At 41.4% G+C, this 24,524-nt stretch carries 25 protein-coding genes; all 25 read left to right on the plus strand.

All coding sequences use genetic code 11. The features are described 5' to 3' along the window. Nucleotides 1–6: 6 nt before the first annotated feature. The 25 genes from fabD (at nt 7) to hslV (ending at nt 24,519) form a co-directional block, all read left to right on the plus strand. Nucleotides 7–951, plus strand: coding sequence for an ACP S-malonyltransferase (fabD, locus tag MHH68_RS07760; RefSeq protein WP_339165705.1), 945 nt, complete (start codon nt 7–9; stop codon nt 949–951). Beyond that, nucleotides 951–1,694 (plus strand): 3-oxoacyl-[acyl-carrier-protein] reductase, encoded by a 744-nt coding sequence (gene fabG / locus MHH68_RS07765; RefSeq protein ID WP_058014008.1) that lies wholly within the window; start codon nt 951–953, stop codon nt 1,692–1,694. Before fabD ends, fabG begins: the two co-directional genes overlap by 1 nt. 81 nt (nt 1,695–1,775) lie before the next feature. Next, complete coding sequence (acpP, locus tag MHH68_RS07770; protein WP_003212028.1) at nt 1,776–2,009, plus strand: acyl carrier protein; 234 nt, start codon at nt 1,776–1,778, stop codon at nt 2,007–2,009. Nucleotides 2,010–2,193: 184 nt separating this feature from the next. Further along, nucleotides 2,194–2,937, plus strand: coding sequence for a ribonuclease III (gene rnc / locus MHH68_RS07775; RefSeq protein ID WP_058014007.1), 744 nt, complete (start codon nt 2,194–2,196; stop codon nt 2,935–2,937). A gap of 105 nt (nt 2,938–3,042) precedes the next feature. After that, complete coding sequence (gene smc / locus MHH68_RS07780) at nt 3,043–6,603, plus strand: chromosome segregation protein SMC (RefSeq protein WP_339165706.1); 3,561 nt, start codon at nt 3,043–3,045, stop codon at nt 6,601–6,603. Between the two features lie 22 nt (nt 6,604–6,625). Then, nucleotides 6,626–7,612 carry a signal recognition particle-docking protein FtsY gene (ftsY, locus tag MHH68_RS07785; protein WP_169056506.1) on the plus strand — a complete coding sequence of 329 codons (987 nt, stop codon included), beginning with the start codon at nt 6,626–6,628 and terminating at the stop codon, nt 7,610–7,612. A 142-nt stretch (nt 7,613–7,754) separates the two neighbouring features. Continuing rightward, complete coding sequence (locus tag MHH68_RS07790; RefSeq protein ID WP_012009935.1) at nt 7,755–8,087, plus strand: putative DNA-binding protein; 333 nt, start codon at nt 7,755–7,757, stop codon at nt 8,085–8,087. Nucleotides 8,088–8,100: 13 nt separating this feature from the next. Continuing rightward, the gene (gene ffh / locus MHH68_RS07795) at nt 8,101–9,441 is read left to right on the plus strand and encodes a signal recognition particle protein (RefSeq protein ID WP_339165707.1); all 1,341 of its coding nucleotides are present in this window, start codon (nt 8,101–8,103) and stop codon (nt 9,439–9,441) included. Between the two features lie 105 nt (nt 9,442–9,546). Continuing rightward, nucleotides 9,547–9,819 carry a 30S ribosomal protein S16 gene (rpsP, locus tag MHH68_RS07800; RefSeq protein WP_003212139.1) on the plus strand — a complete coding sequence of 91 codons (273 nt, stop codon included), beginning with the start codon at nt 9,547–9,549 and terminating at the stop codon, nt 9,817–9,819. Further along, nucleotides 9,819–10,064, plus strand: a complete 246-nt coding sequence (locus tag MHH68_RS07805; RefSeq protein ID WP_012009937.1) for a KH domain-containing protein — start codon at nt 9,819–9,821, stop codon at nt 10,062–10,064. The genes rpsP and MHH68_RS07805 overlap by 1 nt, the downstream gene beginning before the upstream one ends. 103 nt (nt 10,065–10,167) lie before the next feature. Then, nucleotides 10,168–10,554 (plus strand): YlqD family protein, encoded by a 387-nt coding sequence (locus MHH68_RS07810; protein ID WP_003211186.1) that lies wholly within the window; start codon nt 10,168–10,170, stop codon nt 10,552–10,554. Between the two features lie 8 nt (nt 10,555–10,562). After that, nucleotides 10,563–11,087, plus strand: coding sequence for a ribosome maturation factor RimM (gene rimM, locus MHH68_RS07815; RefSeq protein ID WP_339165708.1), 525 nt, complete (start codon nt 10,563–10,565; stop codon nt 11,085–11,087). Beyond that, nucleotides 11,084–11,818 (plus strand): tRNA (guanosine(37)-N1)-methyltransferase TrmD, encoded by a 735-nt coding sequence (trmD, locus tag MHH68_RS07820; protein ID WP_339165709.1) that lies wholly within the window; start codon nt 11,084–11,086, stop codon nt 11,816–11,818. The genes rimM and trmD overlap by 4 nt, the downstream gene beginning before the upstream one ends. A 137-nt stretch (nt 11,819–11,955) precedes the next feature. Then, nucleotides 11,956–12,303, plus strand: a complete 348-nt coding sequence (rplS, locus tag MHH68_RS07825; RefSeq protein WP_003212364.1) for a 50S ribosomal protein L19 — start codon at nt 11,956–11,958, stop codon at nt 12,301–12,303. An 88-nt stretch (nt 12,304–12,391) separates the two neighbouring features. After that, nucleotides 12,392–13,240 carry a ribosome biogenesis GTPase YlqF gene (ylqF, locus tag MHH68_RS07830; protein WP_044141932.1) on the plus strand — a complete coding sequence of 283 codons (849 nt, stop codon included), beginning with the start codon at nt 12,392–12,394 and terminating at the stop codon, nt 13,238–13,240. Between the two features lie 76 nt (nt 13,241–13,316). Further along, nucleotides 13,317–14,081: a ribonuclease HII gene (locus tag MHH68_RS07835; protein WP_058014003.1), complete on the plus strand. Its 765-nt coding sequence runs from the start codon at nt 13,317–13,319 to the stop codon at nt 14,079–14,081. A 27-nt stretch (nt 14,082–14,108) separates the two neighbouring features. Continuing rightward, nucleotides 14,109–15,845 (plus strand): glycosyltransferase, encoded by a 1,737-nt coding sequence (locus tag MHH68_RS07840; protein ID WP_339165710.1) that lies wholly within the window; start codon nt 14,109–14,111, stop codon nt 15,843–15,845. After that, nucleotides 15,842–16,117, plus strand: coding sequence for a FlhB-like flagellar biosynthesis protein (locus MHH68_RS07845; protein ID WP_003211418.1), 276 nt, complete (start codon nt 15,842–15,844; stop codon nt 16,115–16,117). Before MHH68_RS07840 ends, MHH68_RS07845 begins: the two co-directional genes overlap by 4 nt. Before the next feature lie 166 nt (nt 16,118–16,283). Beyond that, a complete protein-coding gene (gene sucC, locus MHH68_RS07850) occupies nt 16,284–17,444 on the plus strand; it encodes an ADP-forming succinate--CoA ligase subunit beta (protein WP_144462060.1) in 1,161 nt (386 codons plus the stop codon). A gap of 22 nt (nt 17,445–17,466) precedes the next feature. After that, on the plus strand, nt 17,467–18,369 hold the full coding sequence (sucD, locus tag MHH68_RS07855) for a succinate--CoA ligase subunit alpha (RefSeq protein WP_003212080.1): 903 nt from the start codon (nt 17,467–17,469) through the stop codon (nt 18,367–18,369). A 63-nt stretch (nt 18,370–18,432) separates the two neighbouring features. Beyond that, nucleotides 18,433–19,335 carry a DNA-processing protein DprA gene (gene dprA, locus MHH68_RS07860; RefSeq protein WP_058014001.1) on the plus strand — a complete coding sequence of 301 codons (903 nt, stop codon included), beginning with the start codon at nt 18,433–18,435 and terminating at the stop codon, nt 19,333–19,335. Between the two features lie 193 nt (nt 19,336–19,528). Further along, entirely contained in the window at nt 19,529–21,604 is a 2,076-nt protein-coding gene (gene topA, locus MHH68_RS07865) for a type I DNA topoisomerase (protein WP_058014000.1), read from the plus strand. Nucleotides 21,605–21,674: 70 nt separating this feature from the next. After that, entirely contained in the window at nt 21,675–22,979 is a 1,305-nt protein-coding gene (gene trmFO / locus MHH68_RS07870) for an FADH(2)-oxidizing methylenetetrahydrofolate--tRNA-(uracil(54)-C(5))-methyltransferase TrmFO (protein WP_034662383.1), read from the plus strand. Between the two features lie 62 nt (nt 22,980–23,041). Further along, complete coding sequence (gene xerC, locus MHH68_RS07875; RefSeq protein ID WP_339165711.1) at nt 23,042–23,959, plus strand: tyrosine recombinase XerC; 918 nt, start codon at nt 23,042–23,044, stop codon at nt 23,957–23,959. A gap of 14 nt (nt 23,960–23,973) precedes the next feature. Next, nucleotides 23,974–24,519 carry an ATP-dependent protease subunit HslV gene (hslV, locus tag MHH68_RS07880; RefSeq protein ID WP_003211247.1) on the plus strand — a complete coding sequence of 182 codons (546 nt, stop codon included), beginning with the start codon at nt 23,974–23,976 and terminating at the stop codon, nt 24,517–24,519. Nucleotides 24,520–24,524: the final 5 nt, after the last annotated feature.

A 24,524-nucleotide genomic window follows, 5' to 3' on the forward strand; every position in this document is an offset into this window, starting at 1 on the left:
AACATCATGACTAAAATTGCGTTTTTATTCCCTGGCCAAGGCTCTCAGAAAATTGGCATGGGGAAAGATTTATTTGATCAAGAAGCAGTATCTAAATCTGTATTTGAAGAAGCAGACAAGACCCTCGGTTTTGACTTATCTTCAATGATTTTTGAAGGAGATGCGGAAGAACTGACGCTCACTTATAACGCGCAGCCAGCTCTTTTAACGACAAGTATCGCCATCTTAAAGAAATTTGAAGAGAGTGGAATCAAAGCAGATTACGCAGCAGGACATAGCCTTGGCGAATATACGGCCCTCGTTGCAGCAGGTGCACTTTCATTTCAAGATGCTGTGTATGCTGTAAGAAAGCGCGGCGAATTAATGAATGAAGCTGTTCCAGCAGGAGAAGGCGCTATGGCAGCGATCCTTGGCTTAGATCAAGCTGCGCTTTTAGAAGTGACAAAAGAAGTGACAGAGAGCGGTCATCTTGTAGAACTCGCTAACTTAAACTGTCCTGGTCAAATCGTGATCTCTGGTACAGCAAAAGGTGTCGAACTCGCTTCAGAGAAAGCGAAAGAAAAAGGAGCAAAACGTGCGATTGCCCTTGAAGTGAGTGGACCTTTCCATTCTGCCTTAATGAAACCAGCCGCTGAAAAATTCACAGATGTTCTGTCAAAGCTAGACATTAAAGATGCCAAAACACCAGTGATCTCAAATGTCACAGCAGACATCGTTACATCTCGTAATGCTATTGAAACAAAACTCATTGAACAATTGTATTCTCCTGTACGATTTGAAGAAAGCGTAGAACGTCTGATTGATTTAGGCGTGACAACGTTTATTGAAATTGGCCCGGGCAAAGTGCTTTCAGGTCTTGTGAAAAAGGTTAACCGCCGCCTGACAACCATTTCAGTTTCAGATCAGGAAACAATTGAAGCAGCCATTGAAACATTGAAGGAGGATTCTTGATGCTTACAAATAAAACAGCCGTTGTAACAGGTGCATCACGCGGGATTGGCCGTTCTATCGCGATCGATTTGGCAAAGAATGGTGCAAATGTTGTCGTCAACTATTCTGGAAACGAAGCAAAAGCAAATGAAGTCGTAGACGAAATCAAAGCACTTGGCCAGCAGGCATTTGCCGTTAAAGCTGATGTTTCAAATGCTGAAGAAGTACAAGCGCTCATGAAGCAAGCGATTGACACATTTGGTTCAATTGACATCCTTGTCAATAATGCAGGGATCACAAAGGACAACCTGCTAATGAGAATGAAAGAAAATGAATGGGATGACGTCATTAACATAAACTTAAAAGGTGTCTTTAACTGTACAAAAGCCGTGACGCGTCAAATGATGAAACAGCGCAGCGGAAGAATCATCAACTTGGCTTCAGTAGTTGGCGTATGTGGAAACCCTGGACAAGCAAACTATGTTGCAGCAAAAGCTGGTGTTATCGGGTTAACGAAAACAACAGCAAAAGAGCTGGCAACTCGTCATATTACAGTCAATGCAGTAGCACCAGGCTTTATTTCTACTGATATGACAGACAAGCTTGATGAGAATGTACAGACTGAAATGCTCAAGCAGATCCCGCTTGCACGCTTTGGTGCACCTGAAGATATTAGCAACGTTGTTGTCTTTTTAGCTTCAGAAGGAGCAGGTTATATTACAGGCCAAACCATCCAAGTAGATGGCGGAATGGTCATGTCTTAAGAAATATCAAAATTTCATTAGGTTTTCTCTAGTTTTTTAAAAACGAATCAACTATAATACTTTGAGGGGAGGTGAAAGGCAATGGCAGACGTATTAGAGCGTGTATCAAAAATTATTGTAGACCGCCTTGGCGTTGATGAGGCTGACGTGAAAATGGAAGCTTCATTTAAAGAAGATTTAGGCGCTGATTCCCTTGATGTAGTTGAGCTAGTTATGGAACTTGAAGATGAGTTCGATATGGAAATTTCTGACGAAGATGCTGAAAAAATTGCAACAGTCGGTGACGCTGTGAACTACATAAATAGCCAGCAATAAGCGTAACAAAGTCCCGTCTATTTTCATGACGGGACTTTCAAAATTTATGTTAGTTTCAACATATTCAGCTGATCAATTGTCAGCCTTTTTCAGATGCTAAGGAGCAATGTTTCCTTGCATGTAGAAAGAGAGACTCCATATAATCAGTATCCTTAAAGGCGATTAAGCCTACCTGGAGGTTGCTATGCCAAAACAATATAAAGACAAACAGAAACAGAGCAAAAAACTAGAGCAATTTAGAGAATTCCAGCAGCGCATTTCTGTACATTTTCAAAATGAAAAACTTCTATATCAAGCATTTACGCATTCCTCTTATGTGAATGAACACCGGAAAAAGCCATACGAGGATAATGAAAGACTTGAATTTCTAGGAGATGCTGTTTTAGAATTGACCATCTCTCAATTCTTATTTGCGAAATATCCTGCGATGAGCGAAGGCGATTTAACGAAACTAAGAGCAGCAATCGTATGTGAACCGTCACTTGTGTCTCTGGCACATGAGCTGTCCTTCGGAGACCTTGTTCTTTTAGGAAAAGGCGAAGAAATGACAGGCGGCAGAAAACGCCCAGCGCTCTTAGCGGACGTATTCGAGGCGTTTATCGGAGCACTCTATTTGGATCAAGGGCTTGAGCCGGTAGAACGATTCTTAGAAGCCTATGTTTATCCGAAAATTAATGATGGAGCGTTCTCGCATGTCATGGACTTTAAAAGCCAGCTGCAAGAATTCGTTCAGCGCGATGGAAAAGGTGTACTGGAATACCGCATCTTGCATGAAAAAGGACCAGCACACAACCGGGAATTTGAAGCAAATGTCTCCCTTCGCGGAGATGTGCTTGGAATTGGAAATGGCCGCAGTAAAAAAGAAGCAGAACAGCACGCTGCACAGGAAGCACTTGCTAAATTGCAGAAACATCATATGAACCAATAAAATCCCCCTCGTCATTCAGGGGGATTTCACTCTGTTTTCCATCATCTTTTTTCATTTCATATGGTAAGATGATAGTACTTTAAATACATAAGGAGGATCACTCTCATGTTCCTCAAACGTTTAGACGTGATAGGATTCAAATCGTTTGCACAGCGAGTGACCGTGGACTTTGTCAAAGGAGTCACTGCTGTTGTTGGACCAAACGGAAGCGGCAAAAGTAATATTACCGATGCCATCCGCTGGGTACTTGGAGAACAATCAGCGAAAAGCCTCCGCGGAGGAAAAATGGAAGACATCATTTTTGCAGGAAGCGACTCAAGAAAAAGAGTCAATTTAGCAGAAGTGACTTTAACATTAGATAACGAAGATCACTTTTTACCGATCGATTTTCACGAAGTCAGTGTGACAAGAAGAGTCTATCGTTCAGGAGAAAGTGAATTTCTCATAAACAATCAATCTGTCCGCTTAAAGGATATTATTGATCTTTTCATGGATTCAGGTCTTGGGAAGGAAGCTTTTTCAATCATCAGCCAAGGGAAGGTAGAAGAAATTTTATCTAGTAAGGCAGAAGAGAGAAGAAGCATCTTTGAAGAAGCGGCTGGTGTTTTGAAATATAAAACAAGAAAGAAAAAAGCCGAGAATAAACTGTTTGAAACGCAGGACAACTTAAACCGAGTAGAAGATATTCTGCATGAACTAGAAGATCAAGTAGAACCTTTAAGAATGCAGGCATCTATTGCAAAGGACTATTTGCAAAAAAAAGAAGAGCTTGAAAATGTCGAAATCGCCTTAACTGTCCATGACATCGAAGCACTTCATGAAAAATGGACAACACTTGGTGAAGCTGTCGAGCGCTTCAAACAAGATGAAATGAAGCAATCCACAGATATTCAAGCAAAAGAAGCTAAAATTGAAGAGTCAAGAGACCGTATTCAAGCACTTGATGAATCAATTAATGATCTGCAAGAAGTTCTTCTTTTCACAAGTGAGGAATTAGAAAAGCTTGAAGGAAAAAAAGAAGTACTAAAAGAACGGAAGAAAAATGCAGCCGCAAACCAGGGACAGCTAGAAGAAACACTCATTCGCTTAACTGAAAAGCAGGCGCAGCTAACCGAAAAGATTCAGCAGCAGAAAATCACGCGGGACAGCCTTCAAAAAGAAGTGCAGCAGCTAAAAGATGAAGTGAAAACAAAGCAGCATCAACTGTCGCTTCATAGTGAAGATGTGGAAGGTCAAATTGAACAGCTAAAAAGCGATTATTTTGATCTGCTCAATGAACAGGCTTCCATCCGCAATGAACGCAAATTATTAGAAGAACAGCAGCGCCAAGCGGTCATGCAGCTGGATCGGCTCACGCAAAACAACCAAAAACACATTGAAGAGCGTGTGTCTGTCAAAGAGAAGAAAACAGAGGCTGAGCAGCAGCTTTCAGCCCTAGAAGAAGACATTTTGGCTCAAGTCAAGCGGTTTAGGGAAGCAGAGCAAAAGCTTGAGCAAATGAAACGTCAATACGAGAAAAAAGAAACGGCTCTTTACCAAGCCTATCAATATGTGCAGCAGGCAAAATCAAAAAAAGAAATGCTAGAATCCATGCAGGAAGACTTCTCAGGCTTTTTCCAAGGAGTAAAAGAGGTCTTAAAGGCAAAAGAACGGTTAGGCGGTATTCACGGTGCCATTGCAGAGCTGATTCAAACAGATCAGCAGCATGAGACAGCGATTGAAATCGCGTTAGGTGCAGCAACGCAGCACGTCGTTACAGAAAATGAAGCCGCAGCGCGACAAGCAATTGCATACTTAAAGCAGCACTCCTTTGGAAGAGCAACCTTCCTGCCAATGAATGTGATCAAAGAAAGAACCATTCAGCATAGAGACGTCCAAACAGCTGAGCAGCATGCTGCATTTATCGGTGTAGCGAGTCAACTTGTTTCCTTTGATGAAAAGTATCAAAAGGTCATACAGAACCTGCTTGGTACGGTTCTGATCGTTAGAGACTTAAAAGGCGCCAATGAACTGGCAAAAATGCTTGGTCATCGTTATCGCATCGTGACCCTTGATGGAGATGTTGTGAACCCCGGCGGTTCTATGACCGGTGGTGGTGTGAAGAAAAAGAACAACTCCCTTCTTTCAAGAAACCGTGAGATTGAAACATTAACAAAGCAGCTCGTTGAAATGGAAGAAAAAACAACGATCCTCGAAAAGGAAACAAAAGAAACGAAGCAATTGATTGCAACAAACGAAAGCCAATTAAACGAACTGCGTCAGCGGGGAGAAACGCTTCGAGAACAGCAGCAAGAGCTCAAAGGGAAGCTGTACGAACTGCAAGTAGCAGAAAAAAATATTAATGCTCACCTTGAACTCTATGACCAAGAAAAAGAAGAATTGCAGCTGCGTTCTACTGAACTGACAGATAAGGACAAAGAGCAGGCAGCTCTTGAAGTTTCTATAGGGGAGAAATTGACCACCCTTGATCAAGAGATCAATACATTAACAAAGCGTAAGCAGACCCAAAGCTCAACGAAAGAAACCATTTCTGCCGAATTAACTGAGCTGAAAATCTCACTTGCCAAAAAAGAGCAGTCCTTAGCGAACGAACAAGAAAAGCTTTCGAGCTTAATAGCCGAATTAAAAGAGGCTGAACAAACGCTGACGGAAACAAAAGAAGATCTGTCACTTTTAACAAGTGAAATGACGTCTAGCTCAAGCGGAGCAGAACAGTTGGAAGAAGCGGCGAAAGAGAAACTGGAAAACAAAAACAAAACAACCGCACTCATTTCAGAGCGGCGTAAACAGCGTCTTGCTCTTTCTGAAACGTTAGAATTTGCTGAACGTGAACTGAAAGAACAAAAACGCCTTTACAAACAGCTCACCACAAGTTTAAAAGATGAAGAAATTAAGCTTGGCCGTATGGAAGTTGAGCTCGACAACCTCATCGCTTATTTGAACGAAGAGTATGCTCTTTCATTTGAAGGGGCAAAAGAGATGTATCATCTGACGTTATCGCCAGATGAAGCAAGAAAACGAGTGAAGCTGATCAAATTAGCCATTGAAGAGCTAGGAACGGTCAATTTAGGCAGCATTGATGAGTATGAACGAGTAAATGAACGCTACCTTTTCTTAACAGAACAGCGAAATGATCTGACAGAAGCGAAAAATACATTATTCCAAGTGATTGAAGAAATGGATCAAGAGATGACAAAGCGCTTCTCTGAAACATTCTCGCAAATTCGCGGGCATTTTGAATCAGTTTTCCAAGCGTTATTTGGCGGCGGAAGAGCAGACCTGAAGCTAACAGACCCAAACGATTTACTAAACTCTGGCGTTGAAATTGTCGCGCAGCCTCCAGGGAAAAAGCTGCAAAACTTAAGCCTGCTTTCAGGCGGAGAGAGAGCATTGACAGCGATCGCCTTACTATTCTCTATTTTAAAAGTCAGACCTGTTCCATTCTGTGTGTTAGATGAGGTAGAAGCGGCGCTTGATGAAGCCAATGTTTTCCGCTTTGCGCAATATTTAAAAAAATACAGCGAGGAAACGCAGTTCATTGTCATTACGCACCGCAAAGGAACAATGGAAGAAGCAGATGTGCTTTACGGTGTTACGATGCAGGAGTCAGGAGTTTCTAAGCTTGTATCCGTCAAACTAGAAGAAACGAAAGAGCTTGTCCAGTAATTAAAGGAGGTTTTTGAACCAAATGAGCTTTTTTAAGAAGTTAAAAGAAAAATTTACACAGCAAACCGATTCAGTATCAGAAAAGTTTAAAGATGGACTTGAAAAAACGAGAAACTCCTTTCAAGGAAGAGTAAACGAACTAATTTCTCGCTACCGTAAAGTCGATGAAGACTTTTTTGAAGAATTAGAAGAGGTTTTAATCGGCGCGGATGTCGGTTTTACAACGGTGATGGAACTGATTGATGAGCTGAAAAAAGAAGTGAAACTAAGAAACATTCAAGACCCAAGTGAAGTACAATCGGTCATTTCTGAAAAACTGGTTGAAATCTACAATAGCGGAGAGGAACAAATCTCTGCGCTGAATATTGAAGACGGGCGATTAAATATTATTTTATTTGTAGGTGTCAATGGCGTTGGGAAAACAACGACGATCGGCAAACTTGCAAATAAGCTGAAAAATGAAGGGAAATCTGTTGTTTTGGCAGCAGGTGATACATTCCGTGCCGGTGCGATTGAGCAGCTTGAAGTATGGGGAGAGCGTTCAGGTGTCCCTGTTATTAAACAAACGGCTGGCTCTGATCCAGCAGCAGTGATCTATGATGCCGTTCAATCAGCAAAAGCGAAAAATGCGGATGTCCTTATCTGTGATACAGCAGGAAGACTACAAAACAAAGTCAACTTGATGAAAGAGCTAGAGAAGGTCAAGAGAGTCATTGAACGTGAGGTTCCAGACGCACCGCATGAAGTGCTGCTCGCTCTTGATGCAACAACGGGTCAAAATGCGATGGCTCAAGCGAAGGAATTTTCTAAAGCGACGAATGTGACAGGAATTGCTTTAACAAAGCTTGATGGTACTGCAAAAGGCGGGATTGTCCTTGCAATTCGAAATGAGCTGAACATTCCCGTGAAGCTCGTCGGTTTAGGTGAAAAGGTAGATGATCTGCAAGAATTCGATGCAGAATCGTATGTGTATGGACTATTCTCAGACGTAATTGATCAAGAGGACTAACAAAAATGCCGGCAAAAACTGCTGGCATTTTTGTTTATACGCCGCTTCATGAAGTGACAAGATAAAAACTTGACACACAGTAGAGAACCGTGTAAACTTAGTTGATGTAAAGGGAATGAACTTAACAAAGGGGAGAGAGCCCATGACGCTTGAAAAAACAACGAGAATGAACTACTTGTTTGACTTCTATCAATCGTTGTTAACCGCAAAGCAAAAGAGCTACATGTCGCTTTACTACCTAGACGATTTTTCCCTCGGTGAAATTGCGGATGAATATGAAGTATCAAGACAGGCTGTTTATGATAATATTAAACGGACTGAAGCGATGCTTGAACAATATGAAGAAAAGCTGCTCTTGTTTAAGAAATTTAAAGAGCGTAAAGAACTTCTCAAAAAAATGAGAGAGCTCGTAGCAGATTCCGCACAGACGGAAGAAGCAGAAGCTTTAATTGAATCGCTTGAGAAATTAGATTAGGAGGCGGCACAGTATGGCATTTGAAGGATTAGCCGACCGACTGCAGCAGACGATTTCAAAAATCCGCGGCAAAGGAAAAGTGTCAGAACAAGATGTAAAAGAAATGATGCGCGAGGTACGCCTTGCCCTTCTTGAAGCTGACGTCAATTTTAAAGTAGTCAAAGACTTTGTGAAAAAAGTAAGTGAGCGGGCAGTTGGACAAGAGGTCATGAAAAGCCTTACCCCTGGACAACAGGTCATTAAAGTTGTAAAAGAAGAACTCACTGAATTAATGGGCGGAGAAGAGAGTAAAATCGCTGTAGCGAAAAAATTTCCGACGGTCATTATGATGGTTGGTCTTCAAGGGGCTGGTAAAACCACCACAACTGGGAAGCTTGCCAATTTACTTCGCAAAAAACATAATCGCAAGCCGATGATGGTGGCTGCAGATATTTACAGACCAGCAGCGATCCAGCAGCTTCAAACGCTAGGGAAACAGCTTGATATGCCTGTGTTTTCATTAGGTGATCAAGTCAGTCCTGTCGAGATTGCCAAACAGGCAATCGAAAAAGCGAAAGAAGAACACCATGATTATGTCATTTTAGATACAGCAGGACGCCTTCATATTGATGAAGAATTGATGGATGAACTTCAGAAAGTAAAAGAAGTAGCGAGTCCAGAAGAAATTTTTCTTGTTGTTGACTCTATGACAGGTCAAGATGCTGTCAATGTAGCGAAAAGCTTTAATGAACAGCTTGGTTTAACAGGTGTTGTTCTAACGAAACTAGACGGGGATACACGAGGCGGTGCAGCACTTTCCATTCGAGCTGTCACCAATACGCCGATTAAATTCGCCGCTCTAGGTGAAAAGCTTGACGCGATTGAACCATTCCACCCAGAACGGATGGCATCAAGAATACTTGGCATGGGAGATGTGCTTACACTGATTGAAAAAGCACAGGCAAACGTGGACCAAGATAAAGCGAAAGAGCTTGAACAAAAAATGCGGACCATGAGCTTTACACTCGATGATTTCCTCGAGCAGCTTGGCCAAGTTCGTAACATGGGTCCACTTGATGAATTAATCCAAATGATGCCGGGAGCCGGTAAAATGAAAGGGCTCAAAAACGTCCAAGTAGACGAAAAGCAGCTCAATCACATCGAAGCGATCATTAAATCAATGACGACCGAGGAAAAAGAACAGCCAGAGGTCATCAATGCAAGCCGAAGAAAACGGATTGCAAAAGGGAGCGGAACATCTGTACAGGAAGTCAATCGCCTTTTAAAGCAATTTGACGAAATGAAAAAGATGATGAAGCAAATGACCAACATGTCCAAAGGGAAGAAAAAAGGCTTTAAATTACCATTTATGTAATTGGTTATACATGATAAAACCGTTGTTAAGAAAAAACACTTTACAAACCCTTTTATCATTGTTAATATACTATCTTGTTGAAATATTTTCGGAGGTGCTAGTAAAATGGCAGTAAAAATTCGTTTAAAACGTATGGGATCAAAAAGATCTCCTTTCTATCGTATTGTTGTAGCAGATTCTCGTTCACCACGTGACGGTCGTTTCATCGAAACAGTTGGAACATACAATCCAGTGTTATCACCAGCTGAGGTGAAAATCAACGAAGAATTGGCTCTTAAATGGCTTCAAAATGGTGCGAAACCATCTGATACAGTTCGTAACCTTTTCTCAAGCCAAGGAATTCTTGAAAAATTTCATAATGCGAAAAACAGCAAATAATGAATGAGCTGTCCTTGGAAGAATTGATTGTGTCCATCGTCGAGCCACTTGTTGATTTCCCTGAAGATATTCACGTATCTTCATTAGAAAAAGATGAGCAAGTGATTTACACACTGTCTGTCAATGCTGAAGATACCGGAAAGGTGATCGGAAAGCAGGGACGTACAGCAAAAGCGATACGAACAGTCATGTTTGCAGCAAGTGCAGAGTCTTCTAAGAAAGTTCAACTTGAGATTGCTGACTAAAAAGGGAGAGGGCTTAGGACCTCCCCTTTTTTTACACGTTTAAATCTATTTTTCGTTATACTGTAGAGGACAAATGCCTTCGGATAGGGGGACAAAAAGGAAGATGCAGATCATTCAACATGTCACCGTCATGCAAGTATTAACTGAAAGCAGTAAGGACAAACTGTTAACGACTTTTTTGGAGAAAAAAGAAAGACTAGAGCGTGAATGCAATCAACTATATTTTCAACTGAAAAAACATGAAAAAGAACCACATCAGCAAGAAGCCATCCCTCAATTTCAAAAAGCCATCGATAAACGGCAGGAGAAAATCCAGCAAATTGACTTTCAAGTAGAGCAGCTGCATATTTTGCCGCTTGGAAGTGAAATGAAAGAGACAGAAGTGGATGCGCTGGTTGAAGTGAATATAGGTGATAAATGGGATGACAAGATGCAAGACAATGTCATCGTCGTGAAAGACGGCACCATTGTGGAAATACGTCAGGGGTGATTGAGAACATGGAACAGGAATGGTTGAATGTTGGAAAGATTGTCAATACACACGGAGTACGCGGAGAAGTACGCGTCGTGTCAAAGACAGATTTCCCAGAAGAGCGTTACAAAAAAGGAAGCGTCCTCTATATCTTTAAGCAAGGTCAAAGGGAGCCGCTAAAAGTCACTGTCGCATCACACCGGCAGCATAAACAGTTTGATTTGCTTACATTTGAAGAAATTAGCTCATTAAATGAAGCAGAGCTATTGAAAGAATCAATCTTAAAAGTAGAAAAAGAACATCTCGGCTCTTTAGATGAAGGAGAATTTTATTTCCACCAAATCATTGGCTGTGAAGTATACGATGAAGAGGATCAGCTTGTCGGCCAAATCAAGGAGATTTTAACACCAGGGGCAAATGATGTCTGGGTGGTCGGAAGAAAAGGCAAAAAAGATGCCTTGATTCCTTATATCCCATCTGTCGTCAAAAAGATTGATATCTCATCCAAAACCATACACATAGAAGTGATGGAAGGACTTATTGACGAATGAAAATCGACTTCTTAACACTTTTTCCTGAAATGTTCGAAGGTGTGCTCCACTCATCGATCTTAAAAAAGGCACAGGAGAAAGAAGCTGTCTCATTCAATGTTGTCAATTTTAGAGAGTATTCGGATCATAAGCATAAAACAGTAGATGATTACCCATATGGCGGCGGTGCTGGTATGGTACTGAAAGCACAGCCCGTATTCGATGCGGTAGAAGATTTAACGAAGAAAGCAAGCAAGAAACCTCGAATTATTCTTGTCTGTCCTCAAGGGGAAAGATATACGCAAAAGAAGGCAGAGGAACTAGCAAAAGAAGAACACCTTATGTTCATTTGCGGCCATTATGAAGGCTACGATGAGCGCATCAGGGAGCATCTTGTCACAGATGAAATCTCAATCGGAGATTTCGTTCTCACAGGCGGAGAGCTGCCAGCGATGATGATGGCAGACAGTGTGGTCAGGCTTTTGCCTCATGTGCTTGGAAAAGAAGCGTCTCACATTGAAGATTCATTTAGTACAGGTTTGCTAGAGCATCCTCACTATACAAGACCAGCCGATTATAAAGGACTAAAAGTGCCGGATGTGCTCCTCTCTGGAAATCATGCCAAAATAGAAGAGTGGCGGCGCAAAGAATCTTTGAAGCGAACCTATACAAGAAGGCCAGATTTGATCGATTCTTGCAAAACGTTAACAGAAGAAGAAAAAAGATGGCTTTGGCAGCTTCATAATGACTAGATTGTATTGCACACTGCATAGAGGTATGGTATGATACTACTTGTGACTTGGACGGCTTGCCGATTCAAGTTTGAAAACGATGTTCCGCTGCAATGAAGAAAGAGGACATGAGCATCTGTTGGAAGGAGTTGAAAACGATGCAACATTTGATTGAAGAAATCACAAAAGAACAATTACGCACTGATCTTCCTGCGTTCCGTCCTGGTGACACTTTACGTGTACACGTTAAAGTTGTCGAGGGTACTCGTGAGCGTATCCAGATCTTTGAAGGTGTTGTAATTAAGCGTCGTGGTGGTGGAATCAGCGAAACTTTCACAGTTCGTAAGATTTCTTACGGTGTAGGCGTTGAGCGTACATTCCCTGTACACACACCAAAAATCGCTAACATCGAAGTTGTACGTCACGGTAAGGTACGTCGTGCGAAACTTTACTACCTACGTGAACTTCGCGGTAAAGCGGCTCGTATCAAAGAAATCAGACGATAATGATATCAAAGGAAAGAGCTTGTTACCTGTAACAGGCTCTTTTTTTGTACAATGTATAGAGATAATAGATAGAAGAGAAGGTGCACATATGACGATTCAATGGTTTCCAGGCCATATGGCAAAAGCAAGACGTGAAGTCACAGAAAAATTAAAGCTCATCGACATCGTATTTGAATTAACTGATGCTAGAATTCCGATGTCCTCTAGAAACCCAATGATCGAAGAAATCCTTCAGAATAAACCCAAAATCATGCTATTAAACAAAGCAGATAAAGCGGATCCTCGTGTGACAAAGGAGTGGCAGGCGCACTTTGAGCAGCAAGGCGTTCGGTCACTTGCTATTAACTCTGTCGATGGACAAGGGTTAAATCAGATCATCACAACTTCAAAGGAAATCTTAAAAGAAAAATTCGACCGCATGAAAGCAAAAGGTGTCAAACCACGTGCAATCCGGGCGCTCATTATCGGAATTCCAAACGTCGGGAAATCGACCTTAATCAATCGTTTAGCGAAAAAGAACATTGCCAAAACAGGAGACCGTCCTGGTATTACCACCTCACAGCAATGGGTGAAGGTAGGGAAAGAATTGGAACTTCTCGATACACCTGGAATCCTCTGGCCGAAGTTTGAAGATGAGAAAGTAGGACTCAGGCTAGCGGTAACTGGAGCGATCAAAGATTCTATCATCAACTTACAGGATGTCGCTGTATATGGACTTCGCTTTCTAGAAGAAAACTATCCAGAGCGATTAAAAAAACGCTATGACCTAACGGAGATCCCTGAAGATACGGCTGAGCTGTTTGATGCAATAGGTACAAAGCGCGGCTGTCTCATGAGCGGTGGATTTATTAATTACGACAAAACCACCGAAATCATTATTCGGGATATTCGAACAGAAAAATTTGGTCCCCTCACTTTCGAGAAGCCTGAAAGCTAAAAGACACGCAGCTCATGCGGGTCTTTATTTTTTGCGGAAAACTGCCGATATAAAGAAGGAGGCTGACGAAAAGCTGATGTACACAGTGAAACAAATAAAAGAACTGATAGAAAAGCATTCGCAAGACGAGTCATACATTCATGAACTTGTAAAAGATGATACGAGAAAAAGTGTCCAAAAACTGATAGAGAAGTGGCGCAAAGAGAGAGAAAAGCAGCAGCAACTTCAAGCAGCATGGAATGAGATGCTGCAATTTGAAAACAGTGCGAAGGCGCAGGGATACACATGTATTGCTGGAATAGATGAAGCAGGAAGAGGTCCACTTGCAGGCCCCGTTGTCGCAGCAGCTGTCATATTAAAGGAAGATACAGTCCTGCTCGGTTTAAACGACTCAAAGCAATTATCTGAGAAAAAAAGATTGGCATATTATGACCTAATCCAAAAAGAAGCACTTGATATCGGAATCGGCATTGTGGATGCAGCTACGATTGATGAAATCAATATTTACGAGGCATCAAGACTGGCGATGGTGAGAGCGGTGGAGAAGTTAACTCATACACCCGATTATCTACTCATAGATGCCATGACGCTCCCGCTTCCTATTCAACAGGAGAATATCATCAAAGGAGATGCAAAAAGTGCGTCTATCGCAGCAGGTGCATGTATTGCAAAGGTGACAAGAGATCAGATGATGGAAGAATACGGGCGTAAGTACCCTGAGTATCAATTTGAAAAACATAAAGGGTACGGAACAAAAGAGCATTTGGCTGCCATTCAAACACATGGAGCTACCCCAATCCATCGATTATCATTTGCACCAGTGAAATCCGTTATATCATAAATTTTTGACCTAAGGAGGCTGCCTGTGATGACAAGAGTTGAGGACATACATACAGCACTGAATAGCCGGCTGAATACGGCAGAATCTGTGCCATTAAACACCGAAGGAAAGGAAAATGTGCATCGACTGATTCTTGGTAAAGTACTGAAAATGCTCGGAGATGATACAGCCCTTGTTCAAATAGGCTCAACAAAAATAAAAGCGCAGCTAGCGGCTCAGCTCAAAGCAGACGCATTTTATTGGTTCCAATTTGAACAAGAGGGTGGAGGCAGCCTCAATAAACTAAGGCCAGTCCAGCAATTTGAACAAGACCCTAAAACATTAAAGGATGCAGCTGCCAAACTATTAGAAGGTCTCTCTCTGAAAAACGGACTAGAAAACATCCTAACAGCTACTGCTTTTTTAAAAGAAAAATCCGTCATCAATGAAGCAGAGTTAAAAACGGCAGCGAAGTGGATCGAACAGCTTCAAGGAGCTGATGTGAAAAAAGGTCTCCAGTCACTCCTATTTGCTTTAAAGAAAGACTTGCCGATCCAAGAAGGAGTCCTTCAATCAATTTTAGCCGTGAAATCATCCTCTGCTCTTCATCAAGATATGACAGCACTGCTAGAACGCTTAACACAGCTCCCGAAGCACTCAGACGCCACACAGGCCCTTACACAAGCCGTTCGATCAGTCATAGGTGCTGAGACGACTGTCCATGCAGAAAAGCTCTTATCGGTCCTTCTAGCAGCGAGAGAAGGGACGGCGAAACAAGGAGGAAATCTACCTGTAACGCCTCAGTCCAATCTGTCTCAACCAAAAGAAAATAGTCAGAATCCAATAGCTCAAGAGCGTCAGACGACCCAAGTTCTTCAATCTAACGTGCAGCAATCAACAAGTCCAAAAGAGCTGCAAATCCCGCCTCAGCAAATCGAGCGGATACTAACAAGTTTGATAAAACAAGGTGCAGATGGGCAGCAAGAGCCTAGCTTAAAACAGCTTACGTCATTACTGCAAGGACTTCAGCAGGCTGGATCTCAGCCTGACGCAAAAGCATCTGTGCTTCAAAAAGAATTTCCGTTCTTGTCAAAAACAGAAGCAAAAGTATTGGCTCAGGTCGTGCAACAGACAGAACCCGCATTAAGCAATAAAACCGACGTGCTCGATTTACTCATGACGATGAAAAAGGCAATAGGTGTACGTGACGAAATCGGTATGCTGAAACTACTCGAAAAAGGCAACCAGGATGTAAAAAGTCAGGAGCTTCACCAATTAAAGCTCGTCTTAAATGATGTGAGACAGTCTGATTTACCAGAGTCCGTAAAAAAAGAAGTCGATCAATTGTTTCATAGATTGAACGGGCAGTTATTTGTGCAGCAGGAGAACCAAACTATCAGCCAAATGATGGTCTCTTATCCGCTCTTTTCAAAACATAGTGTTCAAGATTTAACCTTTATTCTAAAAGGACATAAGAAAAAAGATGGCTCTATTGATATTTCTCAGTGTCGCCTTATGTTTTACTTAAACATGGAAAACCTCGAAGAAACATTAATCGACTGTACGATTCAGCAAAAGGTCATGTCAATTACAGTTGAAACCGGTCATGAACTTCAAGGAACCATTAATCCGATGATTCCAGCTGTTCGGGAGAATTTAAATGCATTAGGATACAGCCTCACGGGAATTACAGCAAAGAAGAGACAAGAGCCAGTAGATCCGTCTCACTTTCTAGATGAACACTTTCATAAAATCAGCGAGAAGGGGCTGGACTTACGAGTATGAAGGATTCAAAACCGCTTAGAAGGGCGGTCGCTCTACATTATGATGAAGAAAAACAAAAGGCGCCAAAAGTGGTCGCGACAGGGAGCGGCTATGTGGCAGACCATATTATTGAAGAAGCAAAAAAGTCGGGGGTTCCTATCCAAGAAGACCGTAATTTAGTCGAACTCATGCGCCATTTAACACTGGATGAGGAGATCCCTGAAGCGTTATACGATACTGTAGCAGAAATATTTTCGTTTATCTATAGGTTAGATCAAAAAATGAAAAAATAAGTGATTTGGATGAAAAATTTATATTTTTAATAAAATAAAAGTTTGAATGTTTAGAAGGATTTTACGATTTTACATAGAACCCTAGACATTCTCTTTTTTATTCTTTAAAATGAAAGCGCAGTCTATTTTATATTTTTTGTTTCTACATATGTTGGGAGGATGGGAAATGAATATCCATGAGTACCAAGGAAAAGAAATCCTAAGAAAATATGGGGTTTCAGTTCCAAATGGTAAAGTAGCATTTACACCTGATGAAGCAGTGAAAGCATCAGAAGAGCTAGAAAGCTCTGTATATGTCGTAAAAGCACAGATTCATGCAGGCGGCCGTGGCAAAGCAGGCGGGGTAAAAATTGCAAAAACAAGAGATGAAGTGAAGGGGTTTGCAGAGGAATTGCTCGGCAAAACACTTGTCACACATCAAACTGGGCCAGAGGGGCGCGAAATAAAACGCTTACTTATTGAAGAAGGCTGCGATATTCAAAAGGAGTACTACGTTGGACTTGTTTTGGACAGAGCGACATCAAGAATTGTATTGATGGCTTCTGAAGAAGGCGGTACTGAAATTGAAGAAGTAGCAGAAAAAACGCCAGAAAAAATCGTCAAAGTGGTCATCGACCCAGCGATTGGATTGCAAGGCTATCAGGCGAGAGAAGTAGCGTTTAAAATTAATATTCCAACAAAATTAGTTGGCCAAGCTGTTAAGTTTATGACAAGTCTTTACAATGCATTCATTGAAAAAGATTGTTCAATTGCTGAGATTAATCCACTTGTTGTAACAGGCGATGGAAAAGTCATGGCGCTTGATGCGAAATTAAACTTTGATAGCAATGCCTTATATAGACAAAAAGATATATTAGAATACCGTGACCTTGATGAAGAGGATCCAAAAGAAATTGAAGCATCTAAATATGATCTGAGCTACATTTCTCTAGATGGAAATATTGGCTGTATGGTCAATGGTGCAGGTCTTGCGATGTCTACAATGGATATCATCAAGCATTACGGCGGGGACCCTGCAAACTTCCTGGATGTTGGCGGCGGTGCAACAGCTGAAAAAGTAACGGAAGCATTTAAAATCATCTTATCTGATCAAAATGTAAAAGGGATTTTCGTTAACATTTTTGGCGGCATCATGAAATGTGATGTCATTGCAGAAGGTGTCGTTGAAGCAACGAAACAAGTTGGCTTAACATTACCACTCGTTGTACGTCTTGAAGGAACAAACGTTGAATTAGGGAAGAAAATCCTGAGCGATTCAGGCTTAAATATCACTTCTGCTGAGTCTATGGCTGACGGGGCAGAAAAGATTGTATCTTTAGTCAAGTAGAGCAGAAAGGCAGGGAACCTAAATGAGTGTATTTATTAATAAAAATACGAGAGTAATTGTTCAGGGGATTACCGGTTCAACCGCATTGTTCCATACAAAACAAATGATTGAGTACGGAACAAATATTGTTGGCGGTGTCACACCTGGAAAAGGTGGAACTGAAGTAGAAGGAGTTCCTGTATTTAATACAGTATCTGAAGCTGTTCAAACAACTGGAGCAAATGCTTCTGTTATCTATGTACCAGCACCATTTGCAGCAGATGCCATTTTAGAGGCTGTTGATGCAGAAGTCGATCTAGTCATTTGTATTACTGAACATATTCCAGTACTTGACATGGTCAAAGTAAAACGGTATATGGAAGGGAAAAAGACAAGACTTGTTGGCCCTAACTGTCCAGGTGTCATTACACCTGAAGAATGTAAGATTGGGATCATGCCAGGCTACATTCATAAAAAAGGTCATGTGGGTGTTGTTTCTCGTTCTGGAACGCTTACATATGAAGCGGTACATCAGCTTTCAGAAGCTGGCGTTGGTCAATCGACAGCTGTAGGAATCGGCGGAGACCCTGTCAATGGGACAAACTTTATTGATGTATTAAAAGCATTCAATGAAGACCCTGATACACATGCTGTCATTATGATCGGTGAAATCGGCGGTACGGCTGAAGAAGAAGCAGCTGAATGGGTAAAAGCAAATATGACAAAGCCAGTTGTTGGCTTTATTGGCGGTAAAACGGCGCCTCCAGGAAAACGCATGGGACATGCTGGTGCCATTATTTCTGGTGGTAAAGGAACAGCAGATGAAAAAGTAAAAACAATGCGTGAATGTGGAATTGAAGTGGCAGAGACACCATCTGTCATGGGAGAAACATTAATTAAAGTACTAAAAGAGAAGAATCTCTTTGAAGCTTGTAAAACGCATTAATGACACAAGAAGACTTGTTCTTTGACAAGTCTTCTTCTTTCTATCTTAAACAGGAGGAATGGTATGTACAACGTGTCCGAAAGAATGATTTTTCACCGCTTAAAAGGCCTCATCTCACCCTCTTTGTTAACAAAATGGTGGAAAGTCGATCCTGAGCTATATATAAATGAAGAAACACATCATTTTAAACAGGATCGATCATTACAAACAATCGACTTTACCCGCTTAAAACAAGCCGAAGAAAAAGAATTCCCCATTTTTCAACACATCGTTCAAGCCTATTTAAAGCAAAACATTCACATGATTCCCATCACATCACCCTTATATCCCAGCACACTAAAACATATTTATGATCCTCCCCCTGTGTTATTCCTAAAAGGAAACATATCATATTTAAATGAAGAAAAAAGTTTAGGTGTAGTAGGCACACGAGTTCCATCGTCTTATGGAGAAGCATGTGTGAAGAAAATTGTTGGTGAGCTTGTAAAGGAAGATTGGACGATTGTCAGTGGCTTAGCAAAAGGCATTGATGGAATTGCACATAAAGAATGCATTAGGAATAAAGGGAAAACGATTGGTATTATAGCAGGCGGATTTCAGCACTTATACCCAAAGGAACATGTGCAAATGGCTGAATACATGGGCGAGCATCATTTGCTTTTGTCTGAGCATCCGCCTTATGTCAAACCAGAAAAGTGGCATTTCCCTTTGAGGAATCGCTTAATTAGTGCGCTAACAAGTGGAACCATCGTGATTCAGTGCAAAGAAAAGAGCGGTTCACTCATTACTGCGTATCAAGCACTTGAGCAAGGCAAAGAGGTATTTGCGGTTGCAGGATCAATCTTTGATCCTAATTCCACAGGTCCAGCCAAACTTATACAGCAGGGAGCAAAGCTTGTTCATTCAACGAAGGATATTTTAGAGGAATTCTCCTTCCGCGGTGTTCAATATACTGAACTCTCATAAAAATATCGTTTGACAAAAGACATAGGAATATTTAATAATAGTGAGGATTTAAGTTTACACTTTGTTTTTCGTGTTTATAATGATGTTCATCATAAAGAATTTTTCATGATTGCCTGTTAGATAGGTGCAATTAACATAAATATGAATTGTGAAATGTATAAAGAGAGAACACCTCTTAAGGGGGATTTTGAGTATGGCTGATTATTTAGTCATCGTTGAGTCGCCAGCCAAGGCGAAAACGATTGAGCGTTATTTAGGTAAAAAGTATAAAGTAAAGGCTTCAATGGGACACATAAGAGATTTACCGAAAAGTCAGCTTGGTGTTGACACTGAGCATGATTTCGAACCGAGGTATATTACGATTCGCGGGAAAGGCCCCGTATTAAAAGAATTAAAAACCGCTGCGAAAAAAGCAAAGAAAGTCTATCTCGCAGCTGACCCCGATAGAGAGGGAGAAGCGATTGCTTGGCATTTAGCGCATAGCCTTGACCTTGACCTCTCGTCTGACTGCCGAGTTGTCTTTAACGAGATTACAAAAGATGCTATTAAAGATTCCTTTAAGCATCCACGTATGATCAATATGGATTTAGTTGATGCACAGCAGGCAAGACGGATCTTAGATCGTCTCGTTGGGTATAAAATTAGTCCGATTTTATGGAAGAAAGTGAAAAAGGGCTTAAGTGCCGGTCGTGTTCAATCAGTTGCACTCCGCCTGATCATTGATCGCGAGAATGAAATCAATGAATTTAAACCAGAAGAATACTGGACAATTGACGGTACATTCCTAAAAGGAAAAGAAAGCTTCGAAGCGAGCTTCTTTGGCGTCAATGGCAAAAAGCATCCACTGAAAACAAAAGAAGATGTAAAAGAAATCCTTTCGAAACTAAAAGGGAGCAAATTCTCTGTAGAGAAAGTGACGAAAAAAGAGCGTAAACGAAACCCAGCTGTTCCGTTTACAACATCTACTTTACAGCAGGAGGCTGCAAGAAAATTAAACTTCCGTGCGAAAAAGACGATGATGATTGCACAGCAATTATATGAAGGAATCGATCTTGGTAAAGAAGGTACAGTCGGACTCATTACATACATGAGAACAGACTCAACTCGTATTTCCAATACGGCAATTGAAGAAGTATCTGCTTTCATTGATCAGACGTACGGTAAGAATTTCTTGAATACAACAAAACGAACCGCTAAAAAGAATGAAAATGCACAAGATGCTCACGAAGCCATTAGGCCGACTTCTACGCTGAGAAAACCAGCAGATGTCAAACATGTCTTAAGCCGAGATCAGCTTCGTCTGTATAAATTGATTTGGGAACGATTCGTCGCAAGCCAAATGGCGCCGGCTGTTCTTGATACAATGAGTGTGGACCTTGATAATAACGGGCTTACATTCCGTGCTAACGGAAGCAAAGTGAAATTCCCTGGATTCATGAAGGTATATGTAGAAGGGAAAGACGACCAGCTAGAAGAAAAGGACAAAATGCTGCCTGATCTTAAAGAAGGTGATACGGTTCTTTCAAAAGATATCGAACCTGAACAGCATTTCACGCAGCCGCCTCCACGCTATACTGAGGCAAGACTTGTCAAAACGCTTGAAGAGCTGGGTATAGGACGTCCGTCTACGTATGCACCAACATTAGACACGATTCAAAAGCGCGGCTATGTCGCACTTGATAATAAACGGTTTATCCCAACAGAGCTTGGGGAAATTGTTCTCAACTTAATCATTGAATTCTTCCCTGAGATCATTAACGTGGAATTCACTGCGAAAATGGAAAAAGAACTTGATAGCGTTGAAGAAGGTACGATCGAATGGGTTCGCATTATCGACAGCTTCTATCAAGACTTTGCAAAACGGGTAGAAAAAGCGGAAGCAGAAATGCAAGAAGTTGAGATTGAGCCTGAATACGCCGGAGTTGACTGTGAAGAGTGCGGACATCCGATGGTGTACAAAATGGGTCGATACGGTAAGTTCATGGCTTGCTCTAACTTTCCTGACTGTCGTAACACAAAACCAATTGTGAAAGACATTGGTGTGAAATGCCCAACTTGTCATGAAGGAAACATTGTTGAACGAAAATCTAAGAAGCGCCGCATTTTTTATGGCTGTGATCGTTTTCCAGAGTGCGAATTCGTCTCTTGGGACAAACCGATTGAAAGAAAGTGTCCAAAATGCGAAAATATGCTTGTAGAGAAAAAGCTGAAAAAAGGCATGCAAGTTCAATGTGTGAACTGTGATTATAAAGAGGAACAACAAAAATAGCGGTGAGCAACCTTGTTCACCTGCTTTTTTGTGTCATCAAACAGAAATTACGAAATAGGAGAGTTGTACAATGAGTCAATTTGTAAATGTGATCGGAGCAGGTTTAGCTGGAAGTGAAGCGGCGTGGCAAATTGCTAAACGCGGAATTAAAGTCAACTTATATGAAATGAGACCTGTCAAACAAACGCCAGCTCACCACACAGATAAATTTGCAGAGCTTGTATGCAGCAATTCACTGCGTGCCAACGCTTTGACAAATGCGGTCGGTGTATTAAAGGAAGAAATGCGTCATTTAGATTCAGCGATTATCGCAGCCGCAGATGAAAGCTCAGTTCCTGCTGGCGGAGCGCTTGCAGTAGATCGTCATGAATTTGCAGCAAACGTTACTGATCGAGTAAAAAATCACCCGAATGTGACAGTCTTTCAAGAAGAAGTACAAAGCATTCCAGAAGGCCCAACAATTATTGCTACAGGCCCGCTTACTTCTGAAGCACTTTCAAAAGAATTAAAATCGTTAACTGGAGAAGAGTATCTATACTTCTACGATGCAGCGGCACCTATCCTAGAGAAAGATAGCATTGATATGGATAAGGTGTACTTGAAATCACGCTATGACAAAGGAGAAGCCGCTTATTTAAACTGTCCAATGACAGAAGAAGAATTCGATCGTTTTTATGAGGCGCTTATTTCTGCTGAAACAGTTCCATTAAAAGAGTTCGAAAAAGAAATCTTCTTTGAAGGCTGTATGCCAATTGAAGTCATGGCGAAAAGAGGAAAGAAAACGATGTTGTTTGGTCCGATGAAGCCAGTAGGACTTGAAGATCCGAAAACAGGAAAAAGACCTTACGCTGTTGTTCAATTAAGACAGGATGATGCAGCAGGTACTTTATATAACATCGTCGGCTTCCAGACACACCTGAAGTGGGGCGACCAAAAAGAAGTATTCCGCTTGATTCCAGGTCTTGAAGAAGCAGAGATTGTTCGTTATGGCGTGATGCACCGCAATACATTCATTAACTCACCGAGTCTTTTAAAACCAACGTATCAGTTTAAAAATAGAGAAGATCTATTCTTTGCCGGACAAATGACAGGCGTTGAAGGCTATGTCGAGTCCGCAGCTTCTGGACTAGTGGCTGGTATTAACGCTGCTCGTTTTGTCAAAGGAGAAGAGCTTGTGACTCTTCCGGAGGAAACAGCGATTGGCAGCATGGCTTATTACATCACATCGACAAACAAGAAAAGCTTCCAGCCAATGAATGCGAATTTTGGCTTGTTGAAAGATCTTGGTGTTCGCATTAAAAACAAACAAGAGCGTTATGCAGAGTACGCTAAGCGCGCAATCGAAACTATTCAAACTATTTCGAAATCTCTGTAGTAAAACATTGCACGGAAAGCAAGATATGTGATACCATTTAAAAGCCTTAAAGAGGTGTAAAAATGACGAATAAACAGCGTCTTGTCCACTTATTCATTGAATATCTGCAAATTGAAAAAAACTATTCTGTTTTAACCATCTCAGGATATACAGAAGCGATTGAAGAGTTTGTCAGATTTATGAACGTTCAAGGAATAGACGGTTTTGAAGAGGTATCCTATCAAGATACGAGAATTTATTTAACAGAAGCTTATGAAAAAGGCCTGACAAGAAGAACGATTAGTAAGAAAGTCTCTGCGCTTCGCAGCTTTTATAAATTTCTATTAAGAGAACAGCTTGTGAAAGAAAATCCTTTTTTACTCGTTAGCTTACCAAAGCAGGATAAGCGAATTCCTTCATTTTTGTATGAAGAGGAACTGAAAGAGCTTTTTACAGTTTCTGATGTCAGCACACCGCTTGGGCAGAGAAACCAAGCGATTTTAGAACTTCTTTATGCAACAGGTATGAGGGTCAGTGAGTTATGTTCATTAAAAGAATCTGATCTTGATTTATCGATGGATACAGTGCTTGTTCAGGGGAAAGGCAGCAAGCAGCGGTATGTTCCTTTTGGTTCATATGCTCATGAAGCACTCATCACTTATTTAGAGGATGGAAGGCTGAAGCTGAAAGCGAAGGGGAATGATCATGCTGATGCATATGTATTTTTGAATCAGCGCGGGGCGCCTCTTACAGACAGAGGTGTTCGATTCATTCTCACTGAACTAATGAAAAAGGCGTCAGGCACATTACATATCCATCCTCACATGTTAAGGCACACCTTTGCCACACATCTCTTAAATGAGGGAGCAGATTTGAGAAGTGTTCAAGAACTTCTTGGTCATTCGAATTTATCATCAACTCAGGTGTACACGCATGTATCAAAAGATTCTTTAAGGAAAACGTACATGTCTCATCACCCAAGGGCTTTTAAACGATCCTAAAAGGAGGTTTTTTCATGTCATCATTTCATGCAACAACCATCTTTGCCGTTCAACATAAAGGAAAAAGTGCGATGGCTGGCGACGGTCAAGTCACTTTCGGGCAGGCTGTCGTGATGAAACACACGGCAAAAAAAGTGCGCCGTCTTTTCGGAGGTAAAGTGCTTGCAGGTTTTGCAGGTTCAGTAGCAGATGCATTTACACTCTTTGAAAAGTTTGAAACGAAGCTTGAAGAATATGGTGGTAACTTAAAGAGGGCAGCCGTAGAACTAGCAAAAGAATGGCGTAGTGACAAGATGCTTAGGCAGCTTGAGGCCATGCTGATCGTTATGAACAAAGACAGCATCCTGCTTGTCTCTGGTACAGGAGAGGTCATCGAACCAGATGACGGTATTTTGGCCATCGGCTCAGGCGGCAATTATGCGCTTAGCGCCGGGAGAGCACTCAAAACACATGCAGGTGATCACCTCACAGCAAGAGATATTGCAAAGGCTGCTCTAGAAACCGCCGGTGAAATCTGTGTCTACACGAACGATCAAATCACTTTAGAAGAGCTTGAATAGAAAGG

The sequence above is a fragment of the Bacillus sp. FSL K6-2841 genome, from assembly GCF_037976435.1.
Lineage (GTDB): Bacteria > Bacillota > Bacilli > Bacillales > Bacillaceae > Bacillus > Bacillus pumilus.